Below are 22,572 nucleotides of genomic sequence, written 5' to 3' on the forward strand. Positions count from 1 at the left end.
CCACGATGCCAGGTTCGAAGCCCACGCTTCCCTCTTCCGTTCCCGACCGGCGACGCCGCTCGCTGTTCGCGGCGGCGGCCGCCTCCGCGCTGGCCTGGACCGGCACGCGCGCGGCCGCGCAGGCCACGCCGCCCGCCGCTTCCACCCCGCCCGCCGCTTCCACCCCGCCCGCCGCGCCGATGCCCGCCACCTGCCATCCCGCCGCCGACTGGAACGCCTTCGTCGCGCGCCACATCCAGCGCGACGGCCGCGTGATCGACTTCAACACGCCGCAGCAGCACTCGACTTCCGAGGGCCAGTCGTACTGCATGTTCCTGGCGCTGGTGCACAACGACCGCGAGCTGTTCGCGCGCGTGCTGGGCTGGGCCGAGACCAACCTCGCCAACGGCAGCATCGCGAAGAACCTGCCGGCCTGGCAGTGGGGCCGCAAGTCCGGCGGCGGCTGGGGCGTGCTCGATCCGAATCCCGCCTCCGACGCCGACCTCTGGATCGCCTATGCGCTGATGGAGGCCGGCCGGCTCTGGAACGAGCCGCGCTACGCGAGCATGGGGCGCAGCCTGCTGGCCATGGTGGCGCGCGAGGAAGTGGTGCTGCTGCCGGGCTTCGGCCGCATGCTGCTGCCCTGGCCCAAGTCGGTGGCCACCGGCTCGGTGTGGCGGCTCAACCCGAGCTACATGCCGCTGCAGCTGCTGCGCTATTTCCAGCAGACCGATCCGCAGGGCCCCTGGGCCGCGGTGGCCGACAACACGGTGCGCCTGCTCGCGGCCACGGCGCCGCGCGGCTTCTCGCCCGACTGGTGCGCCTGGTCGGAGGACGCGCGCGCCTTCGTCGCCGATCCCGAGAAGGGCACGGTCGGCAGCTACGACGCGATCCGCGTCTACCTCTGGGCCGGCATGCTGGCCGAGTCCTCGCCCGACCGCCGGCCGCTGCTGCAGGCGCTGGCCGGCCCGAAGCGCCTGCTGGCCGACCGGCAACCGATTCCCGAGCTGGTCGACACCGCCACCGGCACCGTGCGCGGCATGGGACCGCTGGGTTTCGCGGGCGCGCTGCTGCCCTACCTGAAGGCGCAGGACATGCCCGAGGCGCTGGCCACCGAGCTGGCGCGCCTGCCCAATTCGCGCGCCGACGGCCAGCCGTCGACCGCCCTGCTTCCCTACTACGAACAAATGCTGCTGCTCTTCGGCCAGGCCTGGCTCGACGGGCGCTACCAGTTCCTTCGGAACGGCCAGCTGCAAACCTCATGGAGACTGCTATGTCGACCCACCCGCACGGCATGACATCGCCGCGCCCGACCCGGTTGCGCCGCGCTCCGGGAGGCCTGCCCTCCGCGCGCTGGCTGGCCTGCCTGGGCCTGTTCGCCACCCTCGGCGCCGCCAACCCGGCGCACGCCCAGGCCGACGCCGCCACCGCCCTGATCGAACAGGGCAACTACTGGCAGTCGCAGGGCCGCGTCGACCTCGCCGAGGAGAGCTGGCGCAAGCTGCTGAGCGTCAACCCGCAATCGGCCGACGCGATGTACGGCATGGCGCAGGTCGAGCTCTCGCGCGGCAATGCCGAGCCGGCGCGCAGCTGGATCGCGCGGCTGCGCGCGGCCGCGCCCAACGACCCGCGCCTGTCGCGCCTGCAGCAGCAGGCGCAGAACCCCGGCCAGGGCAGCCTGCTGCAACGCGCCCGCGCGGCGGCGCGCGCCGGCCGCGCGGCCGAGGCGGTGCAGCTGTACCGTGACCAATTCGACAACCGGCCGCCGCCCGAAGCGCTGGCGCTCGAGTACTACCAGACGCTGAGCAGCACGCCGCAGGGCGCCGACGAAGGCCGCCGCGGCATCGAGCAGCTGGCGCGCGAATACCCCGAGAACGCCAGCTACAAGCTCGCGCTCGCCCAGCTGCGCACCTACAGCGAGAGCACGCGGCGCGAAGGCATCCGCGCGCTGGTCGATCTCTCGAAGCAGCCCACCGTGGGCGCGGCCGCGCGCACGAGCTGGCGCCAGGCGCTGATCTGGCTCGACGCGCGCGCGCCCGACATCCCGCTGTACCGCGAGTTCCTCGCCAACAACCAGAACGACACCGCCGTGGCCGCGCGCCTCGAAGCGCTCGAGAGCGGCCGCACCACCGCGGCCTCGGGTCCGGGCGTGCCGCTCGGCGAGGGCTACCGCGCGCTCGAGCGCGGCGATCCGGCGACCGCCGAGCAGCGCTTCCAGCAGGCGCTGCGCGCCAAGGCCGACGACAGCGAGGCGCTCGGCGGCCTGGGCTTGGTGCGGCTGCGCCAGGAGCGCTTCGCCGAGGCGCAGCAGTACCTCGAGCAGGCCGCGCGCGGCGGCAACACCAAGTGGAATTCGGCGCTGCAGAGCGCCACCTACTGGAACCTCGTGAACCAGGCCCGCGCCGCGCAGGGCCGCAACGACCTGCGCAATGCGCAGGCGCTGCTCGAGCGCGCGGTGCGCATCGACGGGCGCGAACCCGTGGGCCAGGTCGCACTGGCCGACCTGCGCGCCGCCGCCGGCGAACTGCCGCAGGCCGAGCAGGGCTACCGCCGCGTGCTCGAGAGCAAGCCCTCGGACGGCCAGGCCCTGCGCGGCCTGATCGCGGTGCTGGGCCGCCAGGGCCGCGCCGACGAGGCGCTCGAACTCTCGCGCCGCCTCACGCCCGAGCAGGCGGCCCAGCTCGGCGGCCTGCGCGACATCCAGGTCGAGCAGGCGCGCGCCAAGGCCAAGCAGCAGGCCGATGCCGGCGACGCCGCCGGCGCGCAGCGCACGCTCGAGGACGCGATGCTCGCCGCGCCCGATAGCCCCTGGGTGCGGCTGGACCTGGCCAACATCTACCGCCGCCAGGGCCTGGTGGCCGAAGCGCGCGGCGTGATGGAGGGCCTGCTGATGTCGCAGCCCGACATGCCCGACGCGCTGTTCGCGAGCGCCCTGCTGGCTTCCGAGACCGGCGATGCCGCCGCCGGCATCCAGTACCTCGAACGCATCCCGGCCGGCTCGCGCACCCGCGAGATGGCCGCGCTGCAGCGCCGGCTCTGGGCCCAGTCGCAGGCGCAGCGCGCGCAGGCGCTGGCACGCCAGGGCCAGGTCGACGCCGCGCGCCAGTTGCTGAACCAGGCCGAAGCCTCGCTGAGCAGCGACATGCCGAGCGAAATCTTCGGCCAGCTCGCGGGCGCCTATGCCGACATCGGCGACGCGCCGCGCGCGCTCGCGATGAGCCGCCAGTTGCTCGCGCGCACGCCGACGCCGACCGTGGCCAACCGCCTGCTCTATGCCTCGGTGCTGCTCAAGACGCGCCAGGACATCGAGCTGTCGGCCGTGCTGCGCCAGCTCGCGAGCACCAGCATGACCTCGTCCCAGCGCGCCGACTTCGATGCGCTGCGCATCGCCTACGCGCTGCGCCAGACCGATGCGCTGCGCGAGGCCGGCAACCTCGAGGCCGCCTACAACGCGATGGCGCCGGTGCTGGCGGAGCAGCCCGACGATCCGAAGGCATTGGCCGCGCTCGCGCGGCTGTACTCGGCCGCGCGCGACGAAAGCCAGGCGCTGGCGCTCTACCAGCGCGTGCTGCAGCGCAGCCCGACCGATCTCGACACCCTGCTGGCGGCCGCCGCGAGCGCGAGCGCGCAGCGCAACCACAGCGACGCCGAGAGCTACGTGATGGCCGCGCTCAAGCAGGCGCCCGACGAATCGCGCGTGCTGACCGCGGCCGGCCGCGTCTACCGCAATGCCGGCGACAGCCGCAAGGCCGAGCAGTACCTGCGCGCCGCGGTCGAGGCCGACAGCCGGCTCGCGGCCGGCGGTTCGCCCGGCGCGCCCGGTGTGCCGGGCGGCCTGCCGCCCGCGAACCCCTTCGCGGGCATGACCGGCGGTGCCGCAAGCGCGGCCCTGCCGGTGCCCGCGGGCGCCGGCGGCAATCCCTTCGCCCAGGCGCGGATGCAGCCGGTGGCCTATGCGGCGGCGGCCCCCGCGGGCGCGTACCCGGCCGCCTATCCCGTGCAGTACCCGGCCTATCCCGCCGCGCCCGCGAACGCGGGCTATCCGGGCGCAACGCCGTGGCCCGCGGGCTCGCAGCCCGCGGCCAATGCCAAGGGCCGCCGCGCCACGAGCACCGCCGCGCCGGCCGCGAACACGCGCACCGCCGCGCGCACGGCCAACACGCCCCAGGCCACGGCCTACATCGCGCCGCCGCTGCAGCAGTACCCGGTGGCCGGCGCGCAGCCGGTGGCGCCGGTCTACGCGCAGGCGCCGCAGGCCGGCTATCCGCCGGCCTACGTGCAGGGCGGCGGCCTGCTGCCGCTGCCGCGCCCGGGTTCGGCGCCGGCCGACCTCGGCTGGAACGCGGCGCCGCGCGCCCAGCCGCCGGCCGACTCGGCCGCGGCGGAACTGCGCGAACTCGAGGCCGCGCGCTCGGTCTCCATCACCGCCGGGACCGTGTTCCGCAACCGCGCGGGCGAGGCCGGCCTGAGCCGGCTCACCGACTTCGAGATTCCGTTCGAGGCCCGCTTCCCGGTCGGCGACGGCAAGATCGTCGTGGGCGTCACGCCCACCTTCCTCGATGCCGGCTCGCCCGCGGGCGACTGGGCCACCGCCAGCCGCTTTGGCGGCGGACCCGGCTCGGCCTTCACGGGCCTGCTGAACGGCACCACGGCGGGCCAGCAGAACGCCTCGGGCCTGGGCCTGAGCGTGGGCTACGAAGGCAAGAACTTCGGCGCCAGCATCGGCACCACGCCGCTGGGCTTCCAGCAGGTCAACCTGATCGGCAACGCCACCTTCAAGGGCGCCTTCGGCGATGCCTGGTCGTACAAGGCCGACCTGTCGCGCCGGCCGGTCACCGACAGCCTGCTGTCCTTCGCGGGCGCGAAGGACGAGCGCACCGGCGAGCGCTGGGGCGGCGTGGTCTCGACCGGCGCGCGCGGCGACATCGGCTACGACGACGGCACCTACGGCTTCTACGGCTACGGCGCGCTGCACGGCATCACCGGCAAGAACGTGGCGAGCAACTCGCGCTTCGAGATCGGCGGCGGCAGCTACATCCACCTGCTGAGCGAACCCGGCAACAAGCTCACGCTGGGGCTCAACCTCGGCATCATGGGCTACGACAAGAACCTCAGCTACTACACCTTCGGCCATGGCGGCTACTTCAGCCCGCAGAGCTTCGTGAGCCTCGCGCTGCCGGTGGACTGGAGCGGGCGCAACAACCGGCTGTCGTGGCGCGTCAATGCCTCGCTGGGCGTGCAGGCCTTCAACCAGAAGGAAACGCCCTACTTCCCGACCGACAGCAACCGCAACGGCGATGCCGGCCGCGCGGCCGCCGGCGCGGCGTCGCTCGGCCTCACCAGCACGATCTACAACGGCCGCTATCCGAAGACCTCGAAGACCGGCCTGGCCTACAACCTCGCCGCGGTGCTCGAATACCAGCTCGCGCCGAAGATGTACCTGGGCGGCTCGGTCGGCCTGAACAACGCGCAGGACTACCGGCAGTTCACCGGCAGCCTCTACCTGCGCTACGTGTTCGACGGCTCGAGCACGCTGGGCGTGCCCACGGGCACGACGCTGCGGCCGCTGGTGTCGCCATACACGCCGCTGCTCTGAACGGCGGCGGCCCATGAAAAAGCCGCGCGGCCCCGAGGGGCTCGCGCGGCTTTCGTCTTTGGAGAGGGCTCAGCCGCCCGAAACCGACGGCCCCGCGACAGGCACCGCCTGCGCGCGGTGTTGCTGCGGACCCCACAGCGGCACGCGCTCGAAGTCCTGCACCCATTGCGGGATGTCGCAGGCCGACAGCGGCATCGAGATGCCGTAGCCCTGGGCCAGCGTGCAGCCCATTTCGAGCAGTGCCTCGCCGAGCTCGAGCGTCTCGACGCCCTCGGCCACCGGCGTGCGGCCCAGCGCCTTGAGCAGCGCGAGGATGCCCTGCACGATCGCGCGGTCCTGCTCGCTCTCGAGCATGCCGCGGATGAAGGACTGGTCGATCTTGACCGAGGACACGGGCAACTGGCGCAGGTAGGTCAGCGAGGAATAGCCGGTGCCGAAGTCGTCGATGGCGACCGGCACGCCCAGGCCCTTGCAGGCCTCGACGAAACGGGCCACGGTGGAGAACTTGCTGATGGCGGTGGTCTCGAGGATCTCGAGCTCGAGCGTGCCGGCGCCCAGCTTGGGGAACTGCGCCAGGTGCTGCGCGAGCCGGTCGACGAAGTCCCAGCGCATCATGTGGCGCGGGCTCACGTTGACGCTGATCGCGGTGCGCAGGCCGGCCGAACGCCATTCGTGCGCCTGCCGCAGCGCCGCGCCGATCACCCAGTCACCCATGCGCTCGGCGAGCTCGTCGCCCTCGGTGAGCGGCACGAACTGCCCGGGCTGCAGCAGGCCGCGCTCGGGATGCTGCCAGCGGATCAGCGCCTCGACGCCCACCATCACGCCGCGCTGCATGTCGACCTTGGGCTGGTAGCAGAGGAAGAATTCGTCGCGCTCCAGGCCTTCCTGGATGCGCTGGCGCGCGCGCACCATCTGCTCGTCGGCATGGGCCTGCGGCGCGTCGAAGTAATGCACCCGGCCGTCGCCCGCGCGCTTGGCGAAGAAGGCCGCATGGCTGGCCTGGCGCAACGCGAGCTCGGGCGGCGGGCCGCTGGCGTCGAGCAGCCGCGCACCGAGGCTGGCCTCGAGGCTGACGGCATGGCCGCGCCATTCCCAGGGTTCGGACAGCGCGGCCAGCATGCGTTCGAGCACCTGGTGGCATTGCGAATTGCCGATGCCCGCGAACACGGCCGCGAACTCGTCGCCCCCGACATGGGCCAGCAGGCCCTCGCGCGGCAGCTGGGCCTTGAGGCGGCGGCGTGCTTCCTCGAGCGCGGCGTTGCCGCCGGCCATGCCCAGGCGCTGGTTCACGTCGGCGAAACGATCGAGGTCGATGAAGCAGACGATGGCCAGCCGCTTGCCCTCGCGGGCCCAGTCGGCCAGCAGCGGGCGCAGCACCTCATCGGGCGGAAGGCGGTTGAGTCCGGAATCCGGCAGGGCCATGGCGGGAGGTTGCTTGGTCGACAAAGGGCTGAGTCCGGAAAATCGCAATCTATTGTTCTCTCAAAACTGACCGTGGAGCGATCCGTGCGGGGCGAATTGTGAGGTTCGCGGTCTTCGCGCAACACCGTGGCACCCAAGCGTTCGCGGATGCGGCGCCTGGAACGGGGAAGCGGGATCGAAGTGGCGGGTCGGGCTCTCTTCTATTGGCAGCTCGCTCCCACGATGCGGCCCGAGGGTTCGACCCTCACGTTGAGCCGGGTCGGATCGAGCACGGGGTCGGACGGGTCGGTGACCAGCAGGGTGCGCGCGAACTTCGCGCCGCTGCGCTGGCGCATCTCCTCGAGCAGCGGCGCGGTGACGCGCAGGCCCAGCGCGAAGCGCACGCCCTCGGCCAGACAGCTTTCGGGCGGCGGCGCGAAGGCCGGCGGCTCCGGCACCTCGGAGGTGAGGGGACGGTCCTTGGGCGGCGCCTGGCAGCCGGCGGCCAGCAGGAGCAGCGCCGTGAGAGAAAGCCAGTGTCGGCCGTGGATGCGCATTCGGGGGTTCCTTGAACGGGGCGTAGCTTAGTCGGGCGCGGACGCGAATTTGGGCGATCTGGGCGAAACGAGAACAAAAGTATCGACAAAATTCACGATCTCCCTACTGGATTCGGGAGGGGAAACGTTTGCGCAATCTTGGCATGCGATCCGGCGCCCGGTCCAGTGGAGATGACGCGCCGATCTCCGACTGTGCCATCGGCGCCAGCCACCGTATCCTCGGAACACCCGGCCCGGCGCCGCCTTCAGAACCCTGGACACACACCGATGAGCCCTGCCTCCAAGACCTCGGCCCCCGCCGCCCTCCCCGGCCAGCCCGCGCCGCACGACCTGCTGGTGAACGTGCCGCGGCTGATCTCGGCCTACTACAGCGGCCGGCCCGATCCCTCGGTGGCCGCGCAGCGCGTGGCCTTCGGCACTTCGGGCCACCGCGGCTCGTCCTTCGACAACGGCTTCAACGAATGGCACGTGCTCGCGATCAGCCAGGCGATCTGCGACTACCGGCGCCAGAAAGGCATCGACGGGCCGCTGTTCCTCGGCATCGACACCCATGCGCTTTCCACGCCGGCCTTCAACAGCGCGGTCGAGGTGCTGGCCGCCAACGGCGTCGAGCTGATGCTCTCGCAGGACGACGAATACACGCCCACGCCCGCGGTATCGCACGCGATCCTGGTCTACAACCGCGGCCGCACCACCGGATTGGCCGACGGCATCGTGATCACGCCCTCGCACAACCCGCCCGAGAGCGGCGGCTTCAAGTACAACCCGCCCAACGGCGGACCGGCCGGCACCGACATCACCTCGGCGGTCGAGGCCGCCGCCAACGGCTTCCTGGCCAACGGCCTGCAGGGCGTGAAGCGGCTGCCGCTGGCGCAGGCGCTCCAGGCCTCGACCACGCACCGGCACGACTACCTGAACACCTATGTGGAAGACCTCGCGCAGGTGCTCGACATGGACGCCATCCGCGACGTTCGGATCGATCTGGGCGTCGATCCGCTGGGCGGCGCGGGCGTGCACTACTGGCCCGCGATCGCCGAGCGCTACAAGCTCTCGCGCCTGACGGTGCTGAGCCAGGAGGTCGACCCGACCTTCCGCTTCATGTCGCTCGACTGGGACGGCCGCATCCGCATGGACCCGTCCTCGCCCGACGCGATGCACCAGCTGATCGCGCTCAAGGACCGCTTCGGCATCGCCTTCGCCTGCGACACCGACCACGACCGCCACGGCGTGGTGGCGGGCAGCAGCGGCCTGATGCAGCCCAACAGCTACCTCGCGGTGATGATCGACTACCTCTACACGCACCGCCCCGACTGGCCCGCCGCCGCGGCCGTCGGCAAGACCGTGGTGAGCAGCCGCATGATCGACCGCGTGGCCCAGCGCCTGGGGCGCCGTCTCTACGAGGTGCCGGTGGGCTTCAAGTGGTTCGTCGACGGGCTGGTCGACGGCTCGCTGGCCTTCGGCGGCGAGGAGAGCGCGGGCGCGACCTTCCTGCGCCGCGACGGCACGGCCTGGACCACCGACAAGGACGGCATCGTGCCGGCGCTGCTGTCGGCCGAGATCGCCGCGCGCACCGGGCGCGATCCGGGCGAACGCTATGCCGAGCTCACGCAGGCGCTGGGCCGGCCGGTGTCCGACCGCGTCGACGCGGCGGCCACGGTCGAACAGAAGAAGCGGCTGTCGAGCCTGTCGCCCGCGCAAATCCGCTCGACCGAGCTCGCGGGCGAGAAGATCGTCGAGGTGCTGAGCCATGCGCCCGGCAACGGCGCGGCCATCGGCGGCGTGAAGGTGATCACCGAGAACGGCTGGTTCGCGGCGCGTCCCTCGGGCACCGAGAACATCTACAAGATCTACGGCGAGAGCTTCCAGGGCAAGGAGCACCTCGCGCGCATCCTCGAGGAAGCGCAGCAGGTGGTGGACGGCGCGCTCGCGGCGCCCTGAAACCGGTCGCGCGATGCGCACGCTGCCCCTGCGCCTCTCGCCCGGCGACGACCTGCGCGCGGCGCTCGACCGCGTGCTCGCGCAGCAGGCGGTGGACGCGGCCTTCGTGCTCTCGGGCATCGGCAGCCTGCGCGGTGCGCGGATCCGCTTCGCGGGCGCGCCCGAGCCCACGGCCCTCGAGGGCGACCTGGAGATCCTCACGCTCGCGGGCTCGCTCTCGCCCACGGGCTCGCACCTGCACATCAGCGTGGCGGACGCGCAGGGCCGCGTCTGGGGCGGACATGCGGCGCCGGGCTGCGTGGTGCGCACCACCGCTGAAGTGCTGTTGGCGCTGCTGCCCGAATGGCGCTTCTCGCGCGAGCACGATGAGGCCACGGGCTATGCCGAACTGAGGATGCGCGAGAAAACTCTGGATCGCGAATGAGCCGGACGGGCCTCAGTGCGGCTTGTCGTTGAGGTCGTACTTCATGACGCGGCCATGCCGCCCCTCGATGTCGCGCTCGACCTCGTAGACGTCGCCGCTGTCCGGCCGGCGCTGCGCGAGCACCGCTTCGAGCGCCGCGAGGTCGGCCGCGTCGAGCTGCAACGCGAGCATGCGCAGGTGGTCGGGCAGATGGTCGCCGCGGCGCACGCCGACGATCACGGCCGCCACCTCGGGCTGCGCGAGCACCCAGCGCATCGCGACCGCCGACAGCGAGGTGCCATGCCGCTGCGCGATCTTCTGCAAGGCTTGCAGCAGTGCCTGGAACAGATCCCAGCCGCCGAAGTCGTCGATGATCAGCTTGTACTTGACCAGCGAGCGGTTCTCCAGCGGCTCGGCCGGTTCGCTCACGCCGAGCCAGCGCTCCGAGAGAAAGCCGCCGGCCACGCTGCCGTAGCACAGCAGCTTCACGCCGGCCTGCACGCACCAGGCCGCGAGCCGCGTGCGCGGCCGCTGGTCGAGCAGCGAGTACTGCACCTGCATGCTGCGCAGCGGCAGGCCCGCGTCGCCCAGTTCGCGCGCGCGCTGCGTGTCGAAGTTGGTGCCGCCCAGCAGTTCGATCTTGCCGGCGCGCTGCAGCTCGGCGAGCCAGTGCGCGACCTCGACATAGCGCGGCACGCGGTAGTCCCACCAGTGGAACTGCACCAGGTCGAGCCGCTCCACGCCGAGGCGGCGCAGCGAGCGGTCGATGGTCTGTTCGACCTGCTGCTTGTCGATGCTCGGCAGCAGCGCGAGGTCGGGCACGAACTTGGTGTGCACGCGCAGCTGCGCGAGGCTGTCGGCGCCGTGGCGCGCGCGGTGCTCGCGGCGGAACTCGCCGATCAGTTCCTCGACGCCGGTGTAGATGTCGGCGCAGTCGAAGGTGGTGATGCCGGCCTGGTAGTAGGCCGACATGTCGGCGATGGCCGCGGCGCGGTCGATGCCGCCATGGCCGCCGGCGAGTTGCCAGCCGCCCTTGAGCATGCGCGAGATGGAATAGCCGGGGGCGAGTTCGGTGCGGGGGACGGTGCTCATGGTCGAAGGTCGGAAGGGTGGACCACGGCCGTGGTGTCGGCGTGGCGGAAGACGCGCGTGCCGATGCGCGTGATGCGCAGGCGCGAGGGGCAGTTCGGGTCTGGACAGGCGACCTCGGCGTCGGTGCTCATCCAGTCGTTGCCGTCGGTGGCGCGCTGCTTGGCGGCCAGCAGCGGCAGCACCGCGCCCAGCGAGTAGATCGAGAAGCCCTGCCCCGGCGGCAGGTGCAGCATCTCGCCGCGCAACTCGAAGTGGTCGCCGGGCTGGCCGCAGTAGATGCGCGCGCCCTCGGGCGCGACCACCTCGACGCGCAGGTCGTGCAGCGTGAAGCTGCGCTCGGACGCGGAATCGGTCGGTGTGCTCATGGGAGGCTCCTGCTCAGGGATTGGGCGGCGTCACCGACAGGATGATTTCGGTCGGCGCCTGCGAGGCGTTCATGTAGCGGTGCGGCAGCCGCGCGTCGAAGGAGATGCTCTCGCCGGCCTGCACCGGGTAGTCGACGCCCGCGACCTGCGCCACCAGCGCGCCGGCCACCACGTAGACGCATTCGGCCGAGGCATGGCCGCGCGGCTCGTCGGCCGACATCTGGCCCGGCTGCAGCACGGCGCGCAGCACCTCGAGCTGGCCTACGCCCGCGGTCAGCCGCTCGTAGGCGACCTGGCCCTGCGGCGCCGTGAGCATCGCGCGCCGTCCCGGCCGGCTGACCCAGACGGTGGGCGGCGCGGGGTCGGAGAACAGCGAGGACACCGATTCGCCGAACACGCCGGCCAGTCGGCGCAGGGTTTCGAGGCTGGGGTCGGTGACCGCGCGCTCGATCTGGCTCAGCAAGGTGGCCGACACGCCGGCCTGGGCCGCGAGCTCGCGCAACGAGAGGCCGCGTGCGGTGCGCAGTTCCTTGAGCCGTTCGCCGATCATGGGTGGGGATTTCCTTTTGTGCAGTCTGACAGCACGAATGAGGCAATGCTATGTGCCATGACGGTGCACGTCAAGCTGGCTGAACGCCCAGGATTGGCGCGTTATTTACAAGGAAAACCCGAACTCGACCCGCTTGTGCTTCGTGCACTTTCGCTGCACACTCCGCGCCCATCTCGTGCAGCAGCACTTCACAGGAGTTTCGAATGGCCGGCCCGTCTCCCTCCTCCATCGCACCGCCTCCCCGCCGCCGCGCCTACCGATGGCTGCTGGCCTTCCCCTTCGTCTGGCAGGCCGGCCTCGCGCCCGTGGTCAACGACATCGCGCTGCGGCCCTTCGGCCTGCCGTTCCCGATGGCCTGGCAGATGGCGGGCATCGTGCTCACGAGCGTGGCGATCGCGCTGGTGTTCCGGCTCGACGCGCGCCATGGCGTGGAGGACGAGGAAGCCGACTTCCTCGCGCGGCACCAGGACGCCGGCACCGACGGCCACGGGAGCGCGCAATGAAGCTCGCGATCGTCCTGGCCATCCTGCTCGCCACGGTCGCGGGCGCCATCGCCTATGGCCGCCGCACCCGGCGCGCCGCCACCTTGGCCGAATGGGCCGTGGGCGGCCGCAGCCTCGGCACCCTGCTGTTCTGGTTCATGAACGCGGGCGAGGTCTACACCACCTTCGCGGTGCTCGGCATCTCGGGCTATGCCTGGGCGCTGGGCGCGCCGGCCTACCTGGCCTTCTGCTCGGTCTCGATGAGCTATGCGGTCGGCTACTGGCTGATGCCGAAGATCTGGCGCGCGGGTCGCATCGGGCGCCTGCTCACGCAGTCCGACTTCTTCGCCGCGCGCTACGAGGCGCCCTGGCTCGGCGTGCTCACCGGCGTGGTCGGCATCGCCTCGCTGGTGGTCTACGTGCAGATCCAGCTCGTGAGCCTGGGCCTGATCGTGCAGCTCACGCTCGACGGCGCGGTGTCGAGCGAGGCCGCGACCATCGGCGCAGGCCTGCTGATGATCGCCTTCGTGTTCGTGGCCGGCGTGCGCTCGGCGGCCTTCGCGGCCGGCGTGAAGGACGTGCTGATGGTGCTGGTCGTGGTGCTGCTGAGCGTGACGGTGGCGAGCAAGGTGGGCGCGGCCTCGCTGCTCGACCTGTTCGCGCTGGCCGAGGCGAAGCACCCGGGCATCGGCAGCTTCCCGGGCCTCGATGCGAGCTCGCCGACCACCGCGATCTGGCTCATGACCTCGGCCATCAACATCGCGCTGGGCAACTGGGTGTTCCCGCACCTGTTCCAGATGTCGTACACGGCGCACAGCGCCACCGCGATCCGGCGCAACGCGATCTGGCAGCCGGTCTACTCGCTGGCCTATTTCTTCATCATCCTGCTGGGCTTCGCGGCGCTGATCGCGGGCACGCAGCCGCCGGGCGGCAACCTCAACGCGGCGCTGCTGCAGTTCGTGTCCGACCGCTACCCGGCCTGGACCGTGGGCCTGCTCGCGGGCACCGGCTTCCTGCTGGCGCTGGCGCCGGGCTCGCTGCTGCTGCTGACGGCCGGCTCGATCTTCACGCGCAACGTGGTGCGGCCTTTCAGGCCCGCGCTCGGCGAAGGCACGGCGCTGGCGCTGTCGCGCGGCTCGCTGGTGTGCTTCGCGGCGATCGCCGTGTGGTTGTCGATCAGCCAGAAGGGCTCGCTGGTGAAGATCCTGCTCGACGCCTATTCGGCCATCGGCATGCTGGCGCCCGGCGTGTTCCTCGGCTTCCTCTGGAAGCGCACCAGCGCGCTCGGCGTGCTGGCCGGGCTGCTCGCGGGCTTCGCGGCACTGCTCGCGCCGCCGGCCGCGAAATTCTGGGCGACCGCGCTGCCGCAATGGGAGGCCGGGCTGATCGCGATGGCGATCAACGCGGCGGTGGTGGTGACCGTGAGCCTGGTCACGCCGCGGCCGCGCGCCGCCGCGCTGGCACTGGGGCAGTTCGACGACGAGGCACCGCGGGCCGCATCCGGCAGCCTGCCCGCGCGCGCCGCCTGAGCGGCTCAGCCCTCCAGCGTTTCCACGCGCAGCGTCGCGACCGCGCCGGCCACGGCCGGGTGCGACTGCAGCGCATGCACCACGAGATCGAGCGCGCCCTGCGCCATCGGCTCGGTCAGCACCAGCACCTGCGCGCCGGCCGCGCAGGGCGCGGCCAGCGTCACCTGCCGCACCGGCACCTGCTGGCCGGCGAGCCAGGCCGTCACGGCCTCGATGCCGCCGGCCGCATGCACCGGCACGCGCAGGTAGTGCGCGCTGCGCACCGCCGCGCGCGGCAGCACCTCGAGCGCATTCATCGCATGCGCATGGAAGCCCAGGTGCGGCACGCGCTGCGCGGCCGGGGTGCCGGCCAGCCGCGCCACGTCCACCAGGTCGGCGATCACGGCCGAGGCGGTCTGTTCCGAGCCGGCACCGGCGCCGTAGTACATCGTCACGCCCGAGGCATCGCCCTTGACCATCACCGCGTTCATCGAGCCGTTCACATGCGCCATCAGGTGCTCGGCGGGCACCAGCGCAGGCTGCACGCGCAGCTCGACACCGGCTTCGCGGCGGCGCGCCACGCCCAGCAGCTTGACGCGAAAGCCCAGCTGCTCGGCGCAGGCCACGTCCAGCCCCTGCAGCGCCGTGATGCCCTCGGCCTGCACGCCGGCGAAGCGCAGCGGCATGCCGAAGGCATTGGCCGCGAGCAGCGTGAGCTTGTGGGCCGCGTCGATGCCCTCGATGTCGAAGGTCGGATCGGCCTCGGCATAGCCGAGCGCCTGGGCCTGCGCGAGCGCGGCGCCGAAGTCCAGGCCCTCGTCGCGCATCTTGCTCAGGATGAAGTTGGTGGTGCCGTTGACGATGCCCGCCACCCATTCGATGCGGTTGGCCACGAGGCCTTCGCGCAGTGCCTTCACGATCGGGATGCTGACCGCCACCGCGCCTTCGTAGGCCACCGCCACGCCGTGGCGGCGCGCGGCCTCGAAGATCTCGCCGCCGTGCTCGGCCAGCAGCGCCTTGTTGGCCGTCACCACGTGCTTGCCGTGGGCAATCGCGGCCAGCACCCAGTCGCGCGCCGCGCCGGTGCCGCCGGCCACCTCGACCACCACGTCGAGCTCGGGATGGGTCGCGACGCGCATCGCATCGTCGGTGAGCGCCACGCCCTCGCCCACGATGCCCGCGGCGCGCGCGAGGTTGCGCGCGGCCACGATGACGATCTCGATGCCACGGCCGGCGCGCGCGGCGATCTGGTCGTGGTTGCGTGCCAGCACGCGGAAGGTGCCCGAGCCGACGGTGCCGATGCCGATCATGCCCACGCGCAGCGGGCGCATGGCCTGGCTGGGCACGACGGTTTCGAGGGACTGGACGGGATCGCGGTACATGGGCTTCTCCAAACGACAAAAACAAAAACCCAGCTGCCAGAGCTGGGTTTCATTCGTTCGGGGGAAGAGCGATCACCAGGTGGCTGCCGGAACGGCCACCTGCGCGTGCTCAGGTGGCCGCGGTGGTAATGGTGGTAATCATTCGTGCATCCATTGCCTGGTCGGTCCGCGTGGAGGCGGACGGCATCATGCGGCCCATGCGGGCGGCGCTCGATGCGAAGGCGGGGTGGAAACACGACATGGGGGCGGAGTGTACAGGACGCTTCAGGCCGGCTCGGCCTGGACCCCGCGCGGCACGGCCGACAAGCGCTCCTCGAGCCACACGCTGTAGCGCGAGAGCCCGAAGCACAGCAGCCAGTAGATCGCCGCGATGAACAGGTAGCCCTCGAGGTAGAACGGCCGCCAGGTCGGATCGCCGCCGAGCGAGAGGCCGAGCGCACCGGTGAGCTCGAACAGGCCCACCACCGTGACCAGCGAGGTGTCCTTGAGCGTGCCGACCACGTTGTTGGTCAGTGCCGGCACGACCAGCCGCAGCGCCTGCGGCAGCACGATGTCGCGCTGCACCGGCCAGCGGCCGAAGCCCAGCGCCATCGCGACCTCGGTCTGGCCGCGCGGCACGGCCTGCAGGCCGCCGCGGATGATCTCCGCCAGGTAGGCGGCCACGAACAGCGACAGCCCGGCCAGCACGCGCACCAGCACGTCGGGCTGCCAGCCCGCGGGCCACAGCAGCGGCAGCAGGAACGAGGCCATGAACAGCACCGAGATCAGCGGTACGCCGCGCACCAGCTCGATGTAGCTTGCGCAGAGCGTGCGCACCACCGGCCAGCCCGAGCGGCGCCCGAGCGCCAGCAGCAGCGCGAGCGGAAAGGCCAGCGCCAGCCCGACCACCGCGAGCCCGATGGTCAGCGGCAGGCCGCCCCAGCGGTTGGTCGGCACGTGGCTCCAGCCGAACACGCCGCCGCGCATCAGCAGCACGAATGCCGCGAGCGCCAGCAGCCACAGCGCCGGCAGCCACCAGCGCCAGCTGCGCGGCCAGGCGCTGAGCACCGTGACCGCCGACAGCAGCGCGACCGCGATCGCGGGACGCCACTGGTCTTCGTAAGGGAAGCGGCCGAACAGCATCGGCCGCCATTTCTCGGCCACCACGCCCCAGCAGGCACCGTGCTGCACCGCGCGGCAAGCCTCGGCATCGGGGCGGAACACCGCATGCACCACGGCCCATTCGACCAGGTGCCAGCCAGCCCAGGCCAGCAGCGCCGCGAGCAGCAGCGTGGCGAGCGTGCGCAACGGCGAACCCCAGAGTTCGTGCCGCCAGGCGATCGGACCTCGCACGACCCTCATCGCCAGCCCCGCAGCGCGACGCGCGCGTTGTAGCGGTTCATGCCCAGCGAGATCACGAGCGACAGCAGCAGGTAGACCGCCATGATGATCGCGATGCACTCGAAGGCGCGTCCGTTCGCGCCGATGGTGGTGTTGGCCACCGAGACCAGCTCGGGAAAGCCGACCGCCACCGCGAGCGAGGAGTTCTTGACCAGGCTCAGCACCTGGTTGGTGAGCGCCGGCACGATCACGCGCAGCGCCTGCGGCAGGATCACGATGCGCAGCTGCTGCACCGGCGAGAAGCCCATCGCCTGCCCCGCGAGCACCTGCCCCTGCGACACCGACAGGATGCCCGCGCGCACGATCTCGGCCACGAAGGCGGCCGAGTAGAGCGACAGGCCCGCGACGATGGTCACGTACTCGGGGCTCAGCGCCGCGCCGCCGTTCACGCCGAAGTCGCCGCGCTCGGGCCATTCGAGGTGCGTGGGCCACCAGCCGCCCTCGCCCGCCACCGGCCACGGCACGCTGAGGCCGCCCTTGCTGAGCCACACGCCCGGCAGCAGCCGCACCGGCTCGGTCGGATCGGGCAGCAGGTTCGCCATCACGAAGGCCAGCATCAGCAGCTGCACCAGCAGCGGCACGTTGCGCAGCAGCTCGACGTAGGCGGTGCAGATGCCGCGCACCAGCACGTGCGGCGCGAGCCGGCCGATGCCGATCAGGGTGCCGAGCAGCACCGAGAAGACGACCGCCGGCACCGCGGCGCGCACGGTGTTGACGAGGCCGGCGAGGAAGGCCCGCCACGACGGCTGGCTGGCCTCGAAATCGAGCCAGCCCTCGCTGATCGCGAAGCCCGCCGGCTCGGTGAGGAAGTCGAAGCCCGAGCGCACGCCGCGCGCGCGCAGCACCTCGAGCGCATGGTGCACGACCCAGAAGGCGCCGGCCACCACGGCCAGCACCAGCAGCACCTGCACGGCCCAGGCCAGCCAGGCCGAGCGGCGCGCGCCGCCCGCGGCCCGCAGGCTCATCGCACCGGCGGTGCGTAAATCAGGCCGCCCTTGCTCCAGAGATTGTTGGAGCCGCGCGGCAGCTTCAGCACCGACTTCGGTCCGACGTTGCGCTCGAAGATCTCGCCATAGTTACCCACGGCCTTGATCGCGCGATAGGACCAGTCCTTGTCGAGGCCCAGCAGCTTGCCGAGGTCTTCACCGGCGCCCAGCAGGCGCTGCTGCGCGGGGTCCTTGCTCGAGGCCTTGAGCTGTTCGGCGTTGGCCTCGGTGATGCCGGCCTCTTCCGCCTCGATCAGCGCATTGGGCACCCACTTGGCGATCGCGAACCACTCGTCGTCGCCGCGGCGCACCAGCGGCGCCAGCGGCTCCTTGGAGATCAGCTCGGGCAGGATCAGGTAGTCGTCGGGGTTCTGCGCCTCCTTGTTGCGCAGGCCGGCGAGCGCCGAGGCATCGGTCGTGAAGGCCTGGCAGCGGCCCGAGAAGAAGGCCTTGAACGAGGCCTCGAAGCTCTCGAACACCACGGTCTTGACGGGGATGTTCTGGGCCCGGAAGTAGTCGGAAACGTTCTTCTCGTTGGTGGTGCCCGACTGGGTGCAGATGGTCGCGTTTTTCAGTTGCTTGGCGCTCGTGACCTTGAGCTTCTTCGGCACCAGGAAGCCCTGGCCGTCGTAGTAGGTGATGGTCGTGAAGTTGAAGCCCAGCGAGGCGTCGCGCGTGAGCGTCCAGGTGGTGTTGCGCGCGAGGATGTCGATCTCGCCGGCCTGCAGCGCCGAGAAGCGCTGCTGCGAATTGAGCGGCACGAACTCGACCTTCTTCGCATCGCCGAGCACGGCCGCGGCGATCGCGCGGCAGGTGTCGACGTCGAGGCCCGACCAGTTGCCCTGCGTGTCGGGCGCCGAGAAGCCGGCCACGCCATTGGTCACGCCGCACTTGACGCTGCCGCGCTGCTTGACCGCATCGAGGGTCTTGCCGGCGAAGGCGGGCGCGGCGGCGACCAGCGCGGCGGCGGCCGCGGCCAGGGCGAAGGCGGATCGGAATCGGGGCGTCATGGGTGGGTTCTCCTCAAGGGTCGCGGTCTGCGGTGGGGGTGTCTGCGCAAAGGCAAAAAGGCAGTGTACGAGGCGGCGCGCCGGGCCGCCAAAGAACAGGCGGTTGGATGCATATGCGAAGCCCGTGCAGGCGCGATGGACGCATGCGCGGATGCATGCCGTTTCTTCACTACCATACGGCCCTCGCAACATTTCGAACCATCACCGAGGAACCCCGACCATGTTCAAGTCCGACGACACCGGCAAGCTCATTCTTCGCGTCGCCCTGGGCATCTTCATCCTTCTGCACGGCATCGCCAAGGTGACCAAGGGTGTCGACGGCATCGGCGGCATGCTGGCCTCGCATGGCCTGCCGGGCGTGCTGGCCTACCTGGTCTACGTGGGCGAGATCGTCGCGCCGGTGCTGCTGATCATCGGCCTCTACACGCGGCCCGCAGCGGCGATCGTGGCGATCAACATGCTGGTGGCGATCTGGCTGGTGCACCGCAAGGACCTCGGCGCCCTCAACGGCCAGGGTGGCTGGGCGCTCGAACTGCAGGGCATGTTCCTGTTCTCGGCCATCGCGCTCGCGTTCACGGGCGGCGGCCGCTTCGGGCTCAACAGCAAGTAATTCGGGCCACGCAACCGGGCCGCGCGCCCGGTCCGCCGCTCAATCGTCGTCGGCCGCGTCGAGGCCCGGGAACAGCACCTCGGTGTAGCCGAAGCGCGAGAAGTCGCGCACCCGCATCGGATAGAGCTTGCCCAGCAGGTGGTCGACCTCATGCTGCACCACGCGCGCATGGAAGCCGCTGGCCGTGCGGTCGATCGGATCGCCGTAGGGATCGAAGCCCGTGTAGTGGATGTTCGAGAAGCGCGGCACCACGCCGCGCAGGCCGGGCACTGACAGGCAGCCTTCCCAGCCCTCTTCCTCGGCCTCACCGATCGGCGTGATGACCGGGTTCAGCAGCACGGTGCGCGGCACCGGCGGAGCGTCGGGGTAGCGTGGGTTCACGACATCGGTGCCGAAGATCACCAGCTGCAGGTCGACGCCGATCTGCGGCGCCGCGAGGCCGGCCCCGTTGACCGCATGCATGGTCTCGAACATGTCGCGCACCAGCAGGTGCAGTTCGTCGGTGTCGAAGGCGGTGACCGGCTGCGCGATGCGCAGCAGGCGCGGGTCGCCCATCTTGAGGATTTCGTGGATGGCCATGGCGCGGATTATCGCGAGGGCCCGCGGGCCGCGCAGGCGGGCGCGTCGCGCCCACCCTGCCCTGTCGGCTTAATGGCCCGGGAGAGACGGCGCGATGTTCTGCGGCACATAGCCGGGCATGCCCGGCAAGGCACCCGGAACGCCGCGGCCGGTGCCGGGCGTGACCGGCACGGTGCGCTGCGGCTGCGGGCGCGGCAGCGCCACCGGCGGCACGACCGCGGGCGGGCGCCCGCCCCAGCCGGGACGTCCGCCGCCATTGCCGTTCCAGCCCGGACGGGACGGGTACGGATAGGCGGGACGTCCGTAATACGGCCGATCGCGGTAATAGGGACGGCGGTCGTAGTAGGTGCCGCCGCCGTTGATGTACACGGGCGCGGGCTGCACCACGACGGGATCGGAATAGTAGGGATCCGAATACCCCCCGCTGTAGCCCCCGTTGTAGTACGGGTCGCCGGGCACCGCGACGCAGCCCGTGAGCAGCGCGAGGCCGCCGGCCGCGAGGCATAAACCGAGAACACGAGTTTTCTGCATGAGGGTCTCCTTGTCAGCCTTCTGCGTTCATTCAACGTACCAGCTTGTAGGCCCTGTTGACTGCGCTGGTGTGAAGTCGCGTAACGGCCGGTAAGGGGAGAGGCCGTCCCCTCACTCCGCAGCCGGAGGCGCGCCGTTGGCGAGTATGTCCAGCATACGCGCCTCGTCGATCACCTCGACGCCGATCTCGCGCGCCTTGTCGAGCTTGCTGCCGGCTTCCTCGCCGGCCACCAGGTAGTGGGTCTTCTTGCTGACCGAGCCGGCCACCTTGGCACCGGCCGATTCCAGTTTGTCCTTCGCATCGTCGCGGCTCAGCGTAGGAAGGGTACCGGTGATGACGAAAGTCAGTCCCGCCAGCGGCTTGGGCACGCGCGCCGCGGGCTCGCCCTCCTCCCAGCTCAGGCCGCAGGCGCGCAGTTGCTCGACCACCTCGCGGTTGTGCGGCTGATCGAAGAAGGTGCGCAGGCTCTGCGCCACCACCGGGCCGACGTCGTTGACCTCGAGCAGCAGCTCCTCGCTCGCATCCATGATCGCGTCGAGCTTGCCGAAGTGCTTGGCCAGGTCCTTCGCGGTGCTCTCGCCCACATGGCGGATGCCCAGGCCGAACAGGAAGCGCGGCAGCGTGGTCTTCTTCGAGGCCTCGAGCGCGTCGACCAGGTTCTGCGCCGACTTGTCGGCCATGCGCTCCAGCCCCGCCAGCGTGGTGAAGCCCAGCTTGTAGAGATCGGGCAAGGTGCGGATCAGGTTGGCATCGACCATCTGCTCGACCAGCTTGTCGCCGAGCCCGTCGACGTAGACCGCGCGGCGCGCCGCGAAATGCAGGATCGCCTCCTTGCGCTGGGCACCGCAGAACAACCCGCCGGTGCAGCGGTAGTCGGCTTCGCCCTCCTCGCGCACGGCATCCGAGCCGCAGACCGGGCACTTGCGCGGCATGGTGAAGATGGCGCCGCGTTCGCCCTCGGCCCGAGCCAGGCTCTCGGGCGTGACGCCCACCACCTCGGGAATCACGTCGCCCGCGCGGCGCACGATCACGCGGTCGCCCACGCGCACGTCCTTGCGGCGCGCCTCGTCCTCGTTGTGCAGGGTGGCGTTGGTCACGGTCACGCCGCCGACGAACACCGGCGCCAGCTTGGCCACCGGCGTCAGCTTGCCGGTGCGCCCGACCTGCACCTCGATGCCGAGCACCTCGGTGATCTGTTCCTGCGCCGGGTACTTGTGCGCCACCGCCCAGCGCGGCTCGCGCGAGACGAAGCCGAGCTGGCGCTGCAGCTCGACGCTGTCGACCTTGTAGACCACGCCGTCGATGTCGTAGGGCAGGCTGTCGCGCTGGCGCCCGATGTTCTCGTGGAACGCGATCAGCTCGATCGCGCCGGTCGCGCGCGCGGTCTGTATCGCCACCGGGAAGCCCCAGGCATGGAACTGCTGGAGCCAGTCGAACTGGGTCGGGCAGTCGGGCCCGCCCTCGGCCGGCGGCGTGACCTCGCCGAGGCCGTAGGCGAAGAAGCTCAGCGGTCGCTCGGCGGCGATCGCAGGGTCGAGCTGCCGCACCGCGCCCGCGGCCGCGTTGCGCGGGTTCACGAACACCTTCTCGTTCTTCTGGCCGGCCGCGATCTTCTGCCGCTGGCGCTCGTTGAGCCCCTCGAAGTCGGCGCGCTTCATGTAGACCTCGCCGCGCACCTCGACCACCGGCGGTGCGTTGCCCTTCAGGCGCAGCGGGATCTCGCGTACGGTGCGGATGTTCTGCGTAACCTCCTCGCCGACCTCGCCGTCGCCGCGCGTGGCGGCCTGCACCAGCACGCCGTGCTCGTAGCGCAGGTTCATCGCGAGCCCGTCGAACTTGAGCTCGCAGACGTAGGCGATCTGCGGACCGTCCTCGGCCAGGCCGAGCTCGCGCCGCACGCGCGCGTCGAAGCTGCTGGCACCACCGGGCGTGATGTCGGTCTCGGTTCGGATCGACAGCATCGGCACCTTGTGGCGCACCTTGACGAAGCCGTCGAGCACCTTGCCGCCCACGCGCTGCGTCGGCGAGTCGGGCGTGCGCAGCTCGGGAAACTCGGCCTCGATCGCCTGCAGCCGCTGGAACATCCGGTCGTACTCGGCATCGGGCAGCGCGGGCGCATCGAGCACGTAGTAGAGGTAGGCGTTGTGGTGGAGCTTCTCGCTCAGGTCGGCGGCTTCGCGGGCCGCTTCGTCGCGCGTGGTCATGGGGTGTCTTCCGAAAAA

Annotated in this window: 19 protein-coding genes; 7 read left to right on the top strand and 12 right to left on the bottom strand. The window is 71.1% G+C overall.

What is annotated here, in order from left to right:
* Window positions 1-5: 5 nt before the first annotated feature.
* Together bcsZ and AC07RM_RS15145 are read left to right on the top strand one after the other, a co-directional pair.
* Window positions 6-1,277, top strand: coding sequence for a cellulose synthase complex periplasmic endoglucanase BcsZ (gene bcsZ, locus AC07RM_RS15140; protein WP_495335070.1), 1,272 nt, complete (start codon window positions 6-8; stop codon window positions 1,275-1,277).
* Window positions 1,253-5,575, top strand: a complete 4,323-nt coding sequence (locus AC07RM_RS15145; RefSeq protein ID WP_495335071.1) for a cellulose biosynthesis protein BcsC — start codon at window positions 1,253-1,255, stop codon at window positions 5,573-5,575. Before bcsZ ends, AC07RM_RS15145 begins: the two co-directional genes overlap by 25 nt.
* Before the next feature lie 69 nt (window positions 5,576-5,644).
* Here the strand turns inward: AC07RM_RS15145 and AC07RM_RS15150 are convergent, their stop codons facing one another.
* Both AC07RM_RS15150 and AC07RM_RS15155 read right to left on the bottom strand, forming a co-directional pair.
* Window positions 5,645-6,997, bottom strand: a complete 1,353-nt coding sequence (locus AC07RM_RS15150; protein ID WP_093342124.1) for a putative bifunctional diguanylate cyclase/phosphodiesterase — start codon at window positions 6,995-6,997, stop codon at window positions 5,645-5,647.
* A 200-nt stretch (window positions 6,998-7,197) separates the two neighbouring features.
* The gene (locus AC07RM_RS15155) at window positions 7,198-7,533 is read right to left on the bottom strand and encodes a hypothetical protein (protein WP_296782794.1); all 336 of its coding nucleotides are present in this window, start codon (window positions 7,531-7,533) and stop codon (window positions 7,198-7,200) included.
* A gap of 267 nt (window positions 7,534-7,800) precedes the next feature.
* On the opposite strand from AC07RM_RS15155, the gene pgm reads away from it, so the two are divergent.
* Entirely contained in the window at window positions 7,801-9,471 is a 1,671-nt protein-coding gene (pgm, locus tag AC07RM_RS15160) for a phosphoglucomutase (alpha-D-glucose-1,6-bisphosphate-dependent) (protein WP_495335072.1), read from the top strand.
* Window positions 9,472-9,484: 13 nt separating this feature from the next.
* The gene (locus AC07RM_RS15165) at window positions 9,485-9,895 is read left to right on the top strand and encodes a PPC domain-containing DNA-binding protein (RefSeq protein WP_398492956.1); all 411 of its coding nucleotides are present in this window, start codon (window positions 9,485-9,487) and stop codon (window positions 9,893-9,895) included.
* A 12-nt stretch (window positions 9,896-9,907) separates the two neighbouring features.
* Here AC07RM_RS15165 and AC07RM_RS15170 read toward each other — a convergent pair whose 3' ends face one another.
* From AC07RM_RS15170 to AC07RM_RS15180, 3 genes are read right to left on the bottom strand one after another with little or no spacing between them, the layout of a single operon-like run.
* Complete coding sequence (locus AC07RM_RS15170) at window positions 9,908-10,966, bottom strand: aldo/keto reductase (protein WP_495335073.1); 1,059 nt, start codon at window positions 10,964-10,966, stop codon at window positions 9,908-9,910.
* Window positions 10,963-11,331, bottom strand: a complete 369-nt coding sequence (locus tag AC07RM_RS15175) for a TIGR04076 family protein (protein ID WP_495335074.1) — start codon at window positions 11,329-11,331, stop codon at window positions 10,963-10,965. The genes AC07RM_RS15170 and AC07RM_RS15175 overlap by 4 nt, the downstream gene beginning before the upstream one ends.
* 13 nt (window positions 11,332-11,344) lie before the next feature.
* Window positions 11,345-11,881, bottom strand: coding sequence for a helix-turn-helix domain-containing protein (locus AC07RM_RS15180; RefSeq protein WP_093342133.1), 537 nt, complete (start codon window positions 11,879-11,881; stop codon window positions 11,345-11,347).
* A gap of 203 nt (window positions 11,882-12,084) precedes the next feature.
* Here AC07RM_RS15180 and AC07RM_RS15185 point away from each other — a divergent pair, with 203 nt between their 5' ends.
* On the top strand, window positions 12,085-12,384 hold the full coding sequence (locus AC07RM_RS15185; protein ID WP_495335075.1) for a DUF3311 domain-containing protein: 300 nt from the start codon (window positions 12,085-12,087) through the stop codon (window positions 12,382-12,384).
* On the top strand, window positions 12,381-13,892 hold the full coding sequence (locus tag AC07RM_RS15190) for a sodium:solute symporter family protein (RefSeq protein ID WP_495335076.1): 1,512 nt from the start codon (window positions 12,381-12,383) through the stop codon (window positions 13,890-13,892). Before AC07RM_RS15185 ends, AC07RM_RS15190 begins: the two co-directional genes overlap by 4 nt.
* 5 nt (window positions 13,893-13,897) lie before the next feature.
* Here the strand turns inward: AC07RM_RS15190 and AC07RM_RS15195 are convergent, their stop codons facing one another.
* The 4 genes from AC07RM_RS15195 to AC07RM_RS15210 form a co-directional block, all read right to left on the bottom strand.
* Window positions 13,898-15,253, bottom strand: a complete 1,356-nt coding sequence (locus AC07RM_RS15195; RefSeq protein WP_495335077.1) for a homoserine dehydrogenase — start codon at window positions 15,251-15,253, stop codon at window positions 13,898-13,900.
* A 264-nt stretch (window positions 15,254-15,517) separates the two neighbouring features.
* Window positions 15,518-16,594 (bottom strand): amino acid ABC transporter permease, encoded by a 1,077-nt coding sequence (locus AC07RM_RS15200; RefSeq protein WP_495335078.1) that lies wholly within the window; start codon window positions 16,592-16,594, stop codon window positions 15,518-15,520.
* Window positions 16,591-17,598, bottom strand: a complete 1,008-nt coding sequence (locus AC07RM_RS15205; protein WP_495335079.1) for an ABC transporter permease subunit — start codon at window positions 17,596-17,598, stop codon at window positions 16,591-16,593. The genes AC07RM_RS15200 and AC07RM_RS15205 overlap by 4 nt, the downstream gene beginning before the upstream one ends.
* Window positions 17,595-18,629: an amino acid ABC transporter substrate-binding protein gene (locus AC07RM_RS15210; RefSeq protein WP_203201111.1), complete on the bottom strand. Its 1,035-nt coding sequence runs from the start codon at window positions 18,627-18,629 to the stop codon at window positions 17,595-17,597. The genes AC07RM_RS15205 and AC07RM_RS15210 overlap by 4 nt, the downstream gene beginning before the upstream one ends.
* A 220-nt stretch (window positions 18,630-18,849) precedes the next feature.
* On the opposite strand from AC07RM_RS15210, the gene AC07RM_RS15215 reads away from it, so the two are divergent.
* Entirely contained in the window at window positions 18,850-19,239 is a 390-nt protein-coding gene (locus AC07RM_RS15215) for a DoxX family protein (protein WP_093342144.1), read from the top strand.
* A 39-nt stretch (window positions 19,240-19,278) separates the two neighbouring features.
* On the opposite strand, the gene def is transcribed toward AC07RM_RS15215, so the two are convergent.
* The 3 genes from def to ligA form a co-directional block, all read right to left on the bottom strand.
* Window positions 19,279-19,818, bottom strand: coding sequence for a peptide deformylase (gene def, locus AC07RM_RS15220; protein WP_296782816.1), 540 nt, complete (start codon window positions 19,816-19,818; stop codon window positions 19,279-19,281).
* A gap of 69 nt (window positions 19,819-19,887) precedes the next feature.
* A complete protein-coding gene (locus tag AC07RM_RS15225; RefSeq protein WP_256222437.1) occupies window positions 19,888-20,349 on the bottom strand; it encodes a hypothetical protein in 462 nt (153 codons plus the stop codon).
* Window positions 20,350-20,460: 111 nt separating this feature from the next.
* Complete coding sequence (gene ligA / locus AC07RM_RS15230; protein WP_495335080.1) at window positions 20,461-22,554, bottom strand: NAD-dependent DNA ligase LigA; 2,094 nt, start codon at window positions 22,552-22,554, stop codon at window positions 20,461-20,463.
* Window positions 22,555-22,572: the final 18 nt, after the last annotated feature.

The organism is Variovorax sp. GW821-FHT09B05 (assembly GCF_059418265.1).

Coding starts and splice junctions, on each gene's coding strand:
- AC07RM_RS15225 (WP_256222437.1), bottom strand. CDS start 20,349: ATGCAGAAAACTCGTGTTCTCGGTTTATGCCTCGCGGCCGGCGGCCTC.
- AC07RM_RS15180 (WP_093342133.1), bottom strand. CDS start 11,881: ATGATCGGCGAACGGCTCAAGGAACTGCGCACCGCACGCGGCCTCTCG.
- pgm (WP_495335072.1), top strand. CDS start 7,801: ATGAGCCCTGCCTCCAAGACCTCGGCCCCCGCCGCCCTCCCCGGCCAG.
- AC07RM_RS15185 (WP_495335075.1), top strand. CDS start 12,085: ATGGCCGGCCCGTCTCCCTCCTCCATCGCACCGCCTCCCCGCCGCCGC.
- AC07RM_RS15145 (WP_495335071.1), top strand. CDS start 1,253: ATGTCGACCCACCCGCACGGCATGACATCGCCGCGCCCGACCCGGTTG.
- AC07RM_RS15175 (WP_495335074.1), bottom strand. CDS start 11,331: ATGAGCACACCGACCGATTCCGCGTCCGAGCGCAGCTTCACGCTGCAC.
- AC07RM_RS15215 (WP_093342144.1), top strand. CDS start 18,850: ATGTTCAAGTCCGACGACACCGGCAAGCTCATTCTTCGCGTCGCCCTG.
- def (WP_296782816.1), bottom strand. CDS start 19,818: ATGGCCATCCACGAAATCCTCAAGATGGGCGACCCGCGCCTGCTGCGC.
- AC07RM_RS15190 (WP_495335076.1), top strand. CDS start 12,381: ATGAAGCTCGCGATCGTCCTGGCCATCCTGCTCGCCACGGTCGCGGGC.
- AC07RM_RS15195 (WP_495335077.1), bottom strand. CDS start 15,253: ATGTACCGCGATCCCGTCCAGTCCCTCGAAACCGTCGTGCCCAGCCAG.
- bcsZ (WP_495335070.1), top strand. CDS start 6: ATGCCAGGTTCGAAGCCCACGCTTCCCTCTTCCGTTCCCGACCGGCGA.
- ligA (WP_495335080.1), bottom strand. CDS start 22,554: ATGACCACGCGCGACGAAGCGGCCCGCGAAGCCGCCGACCTGAGCGAG.
- AC07RM_RS15200 (WP_495335078.1), bottom strand. CDS start 16,594: ATGAGGGTCGTGCGAGGTCCGATCGCCTGGCGGCACGAACTCTGGGGT.
- AC07RM_RS15150 (WP_093342124.1), bottom strand. CDS start 6,997: ATGGCCCTGCCGGATTCCGGACTCAACCGCCTTCCGCCCGATGAGGTG.
- AC07RM_RS15170 (WP_495335073.1), bottom strand. CDS start 10,966: ATGAGCACCGTCCCCCGCACCGAACTCGCCCCCGGCTATTCCATCTCG.
- AC07RM_RS15165 (WP_398492956.1), top strand. CDS start 9,485: ATGCGCACGCTGCCCCTGCGCCTCTCGCCCGGCGACGACCTGCGCGCG.
- AC07RM_RS15155 (WP_296782794.1), bottom strand. CDS start 7,533: ATGCGCATCCACGGCCGACACTGGCTTTCTCTCACGGCGCTGCTCCTG.
- AC07RM_RS15205 (WP_495335079.1), bottom strand. CDS start 17,598: ATGAGCCTGCGGGCCGCGGGCGGCGCGCGCCGCTCGGCCTGGCTGGCC.
- AC07RM_RS15210 (WP_203201111.1), bottom strand. CDS start 18,629: ATGACGCCCCGATTCCGATCCGCCTTCGCCCTGGCCGCGGCCGCCGCC.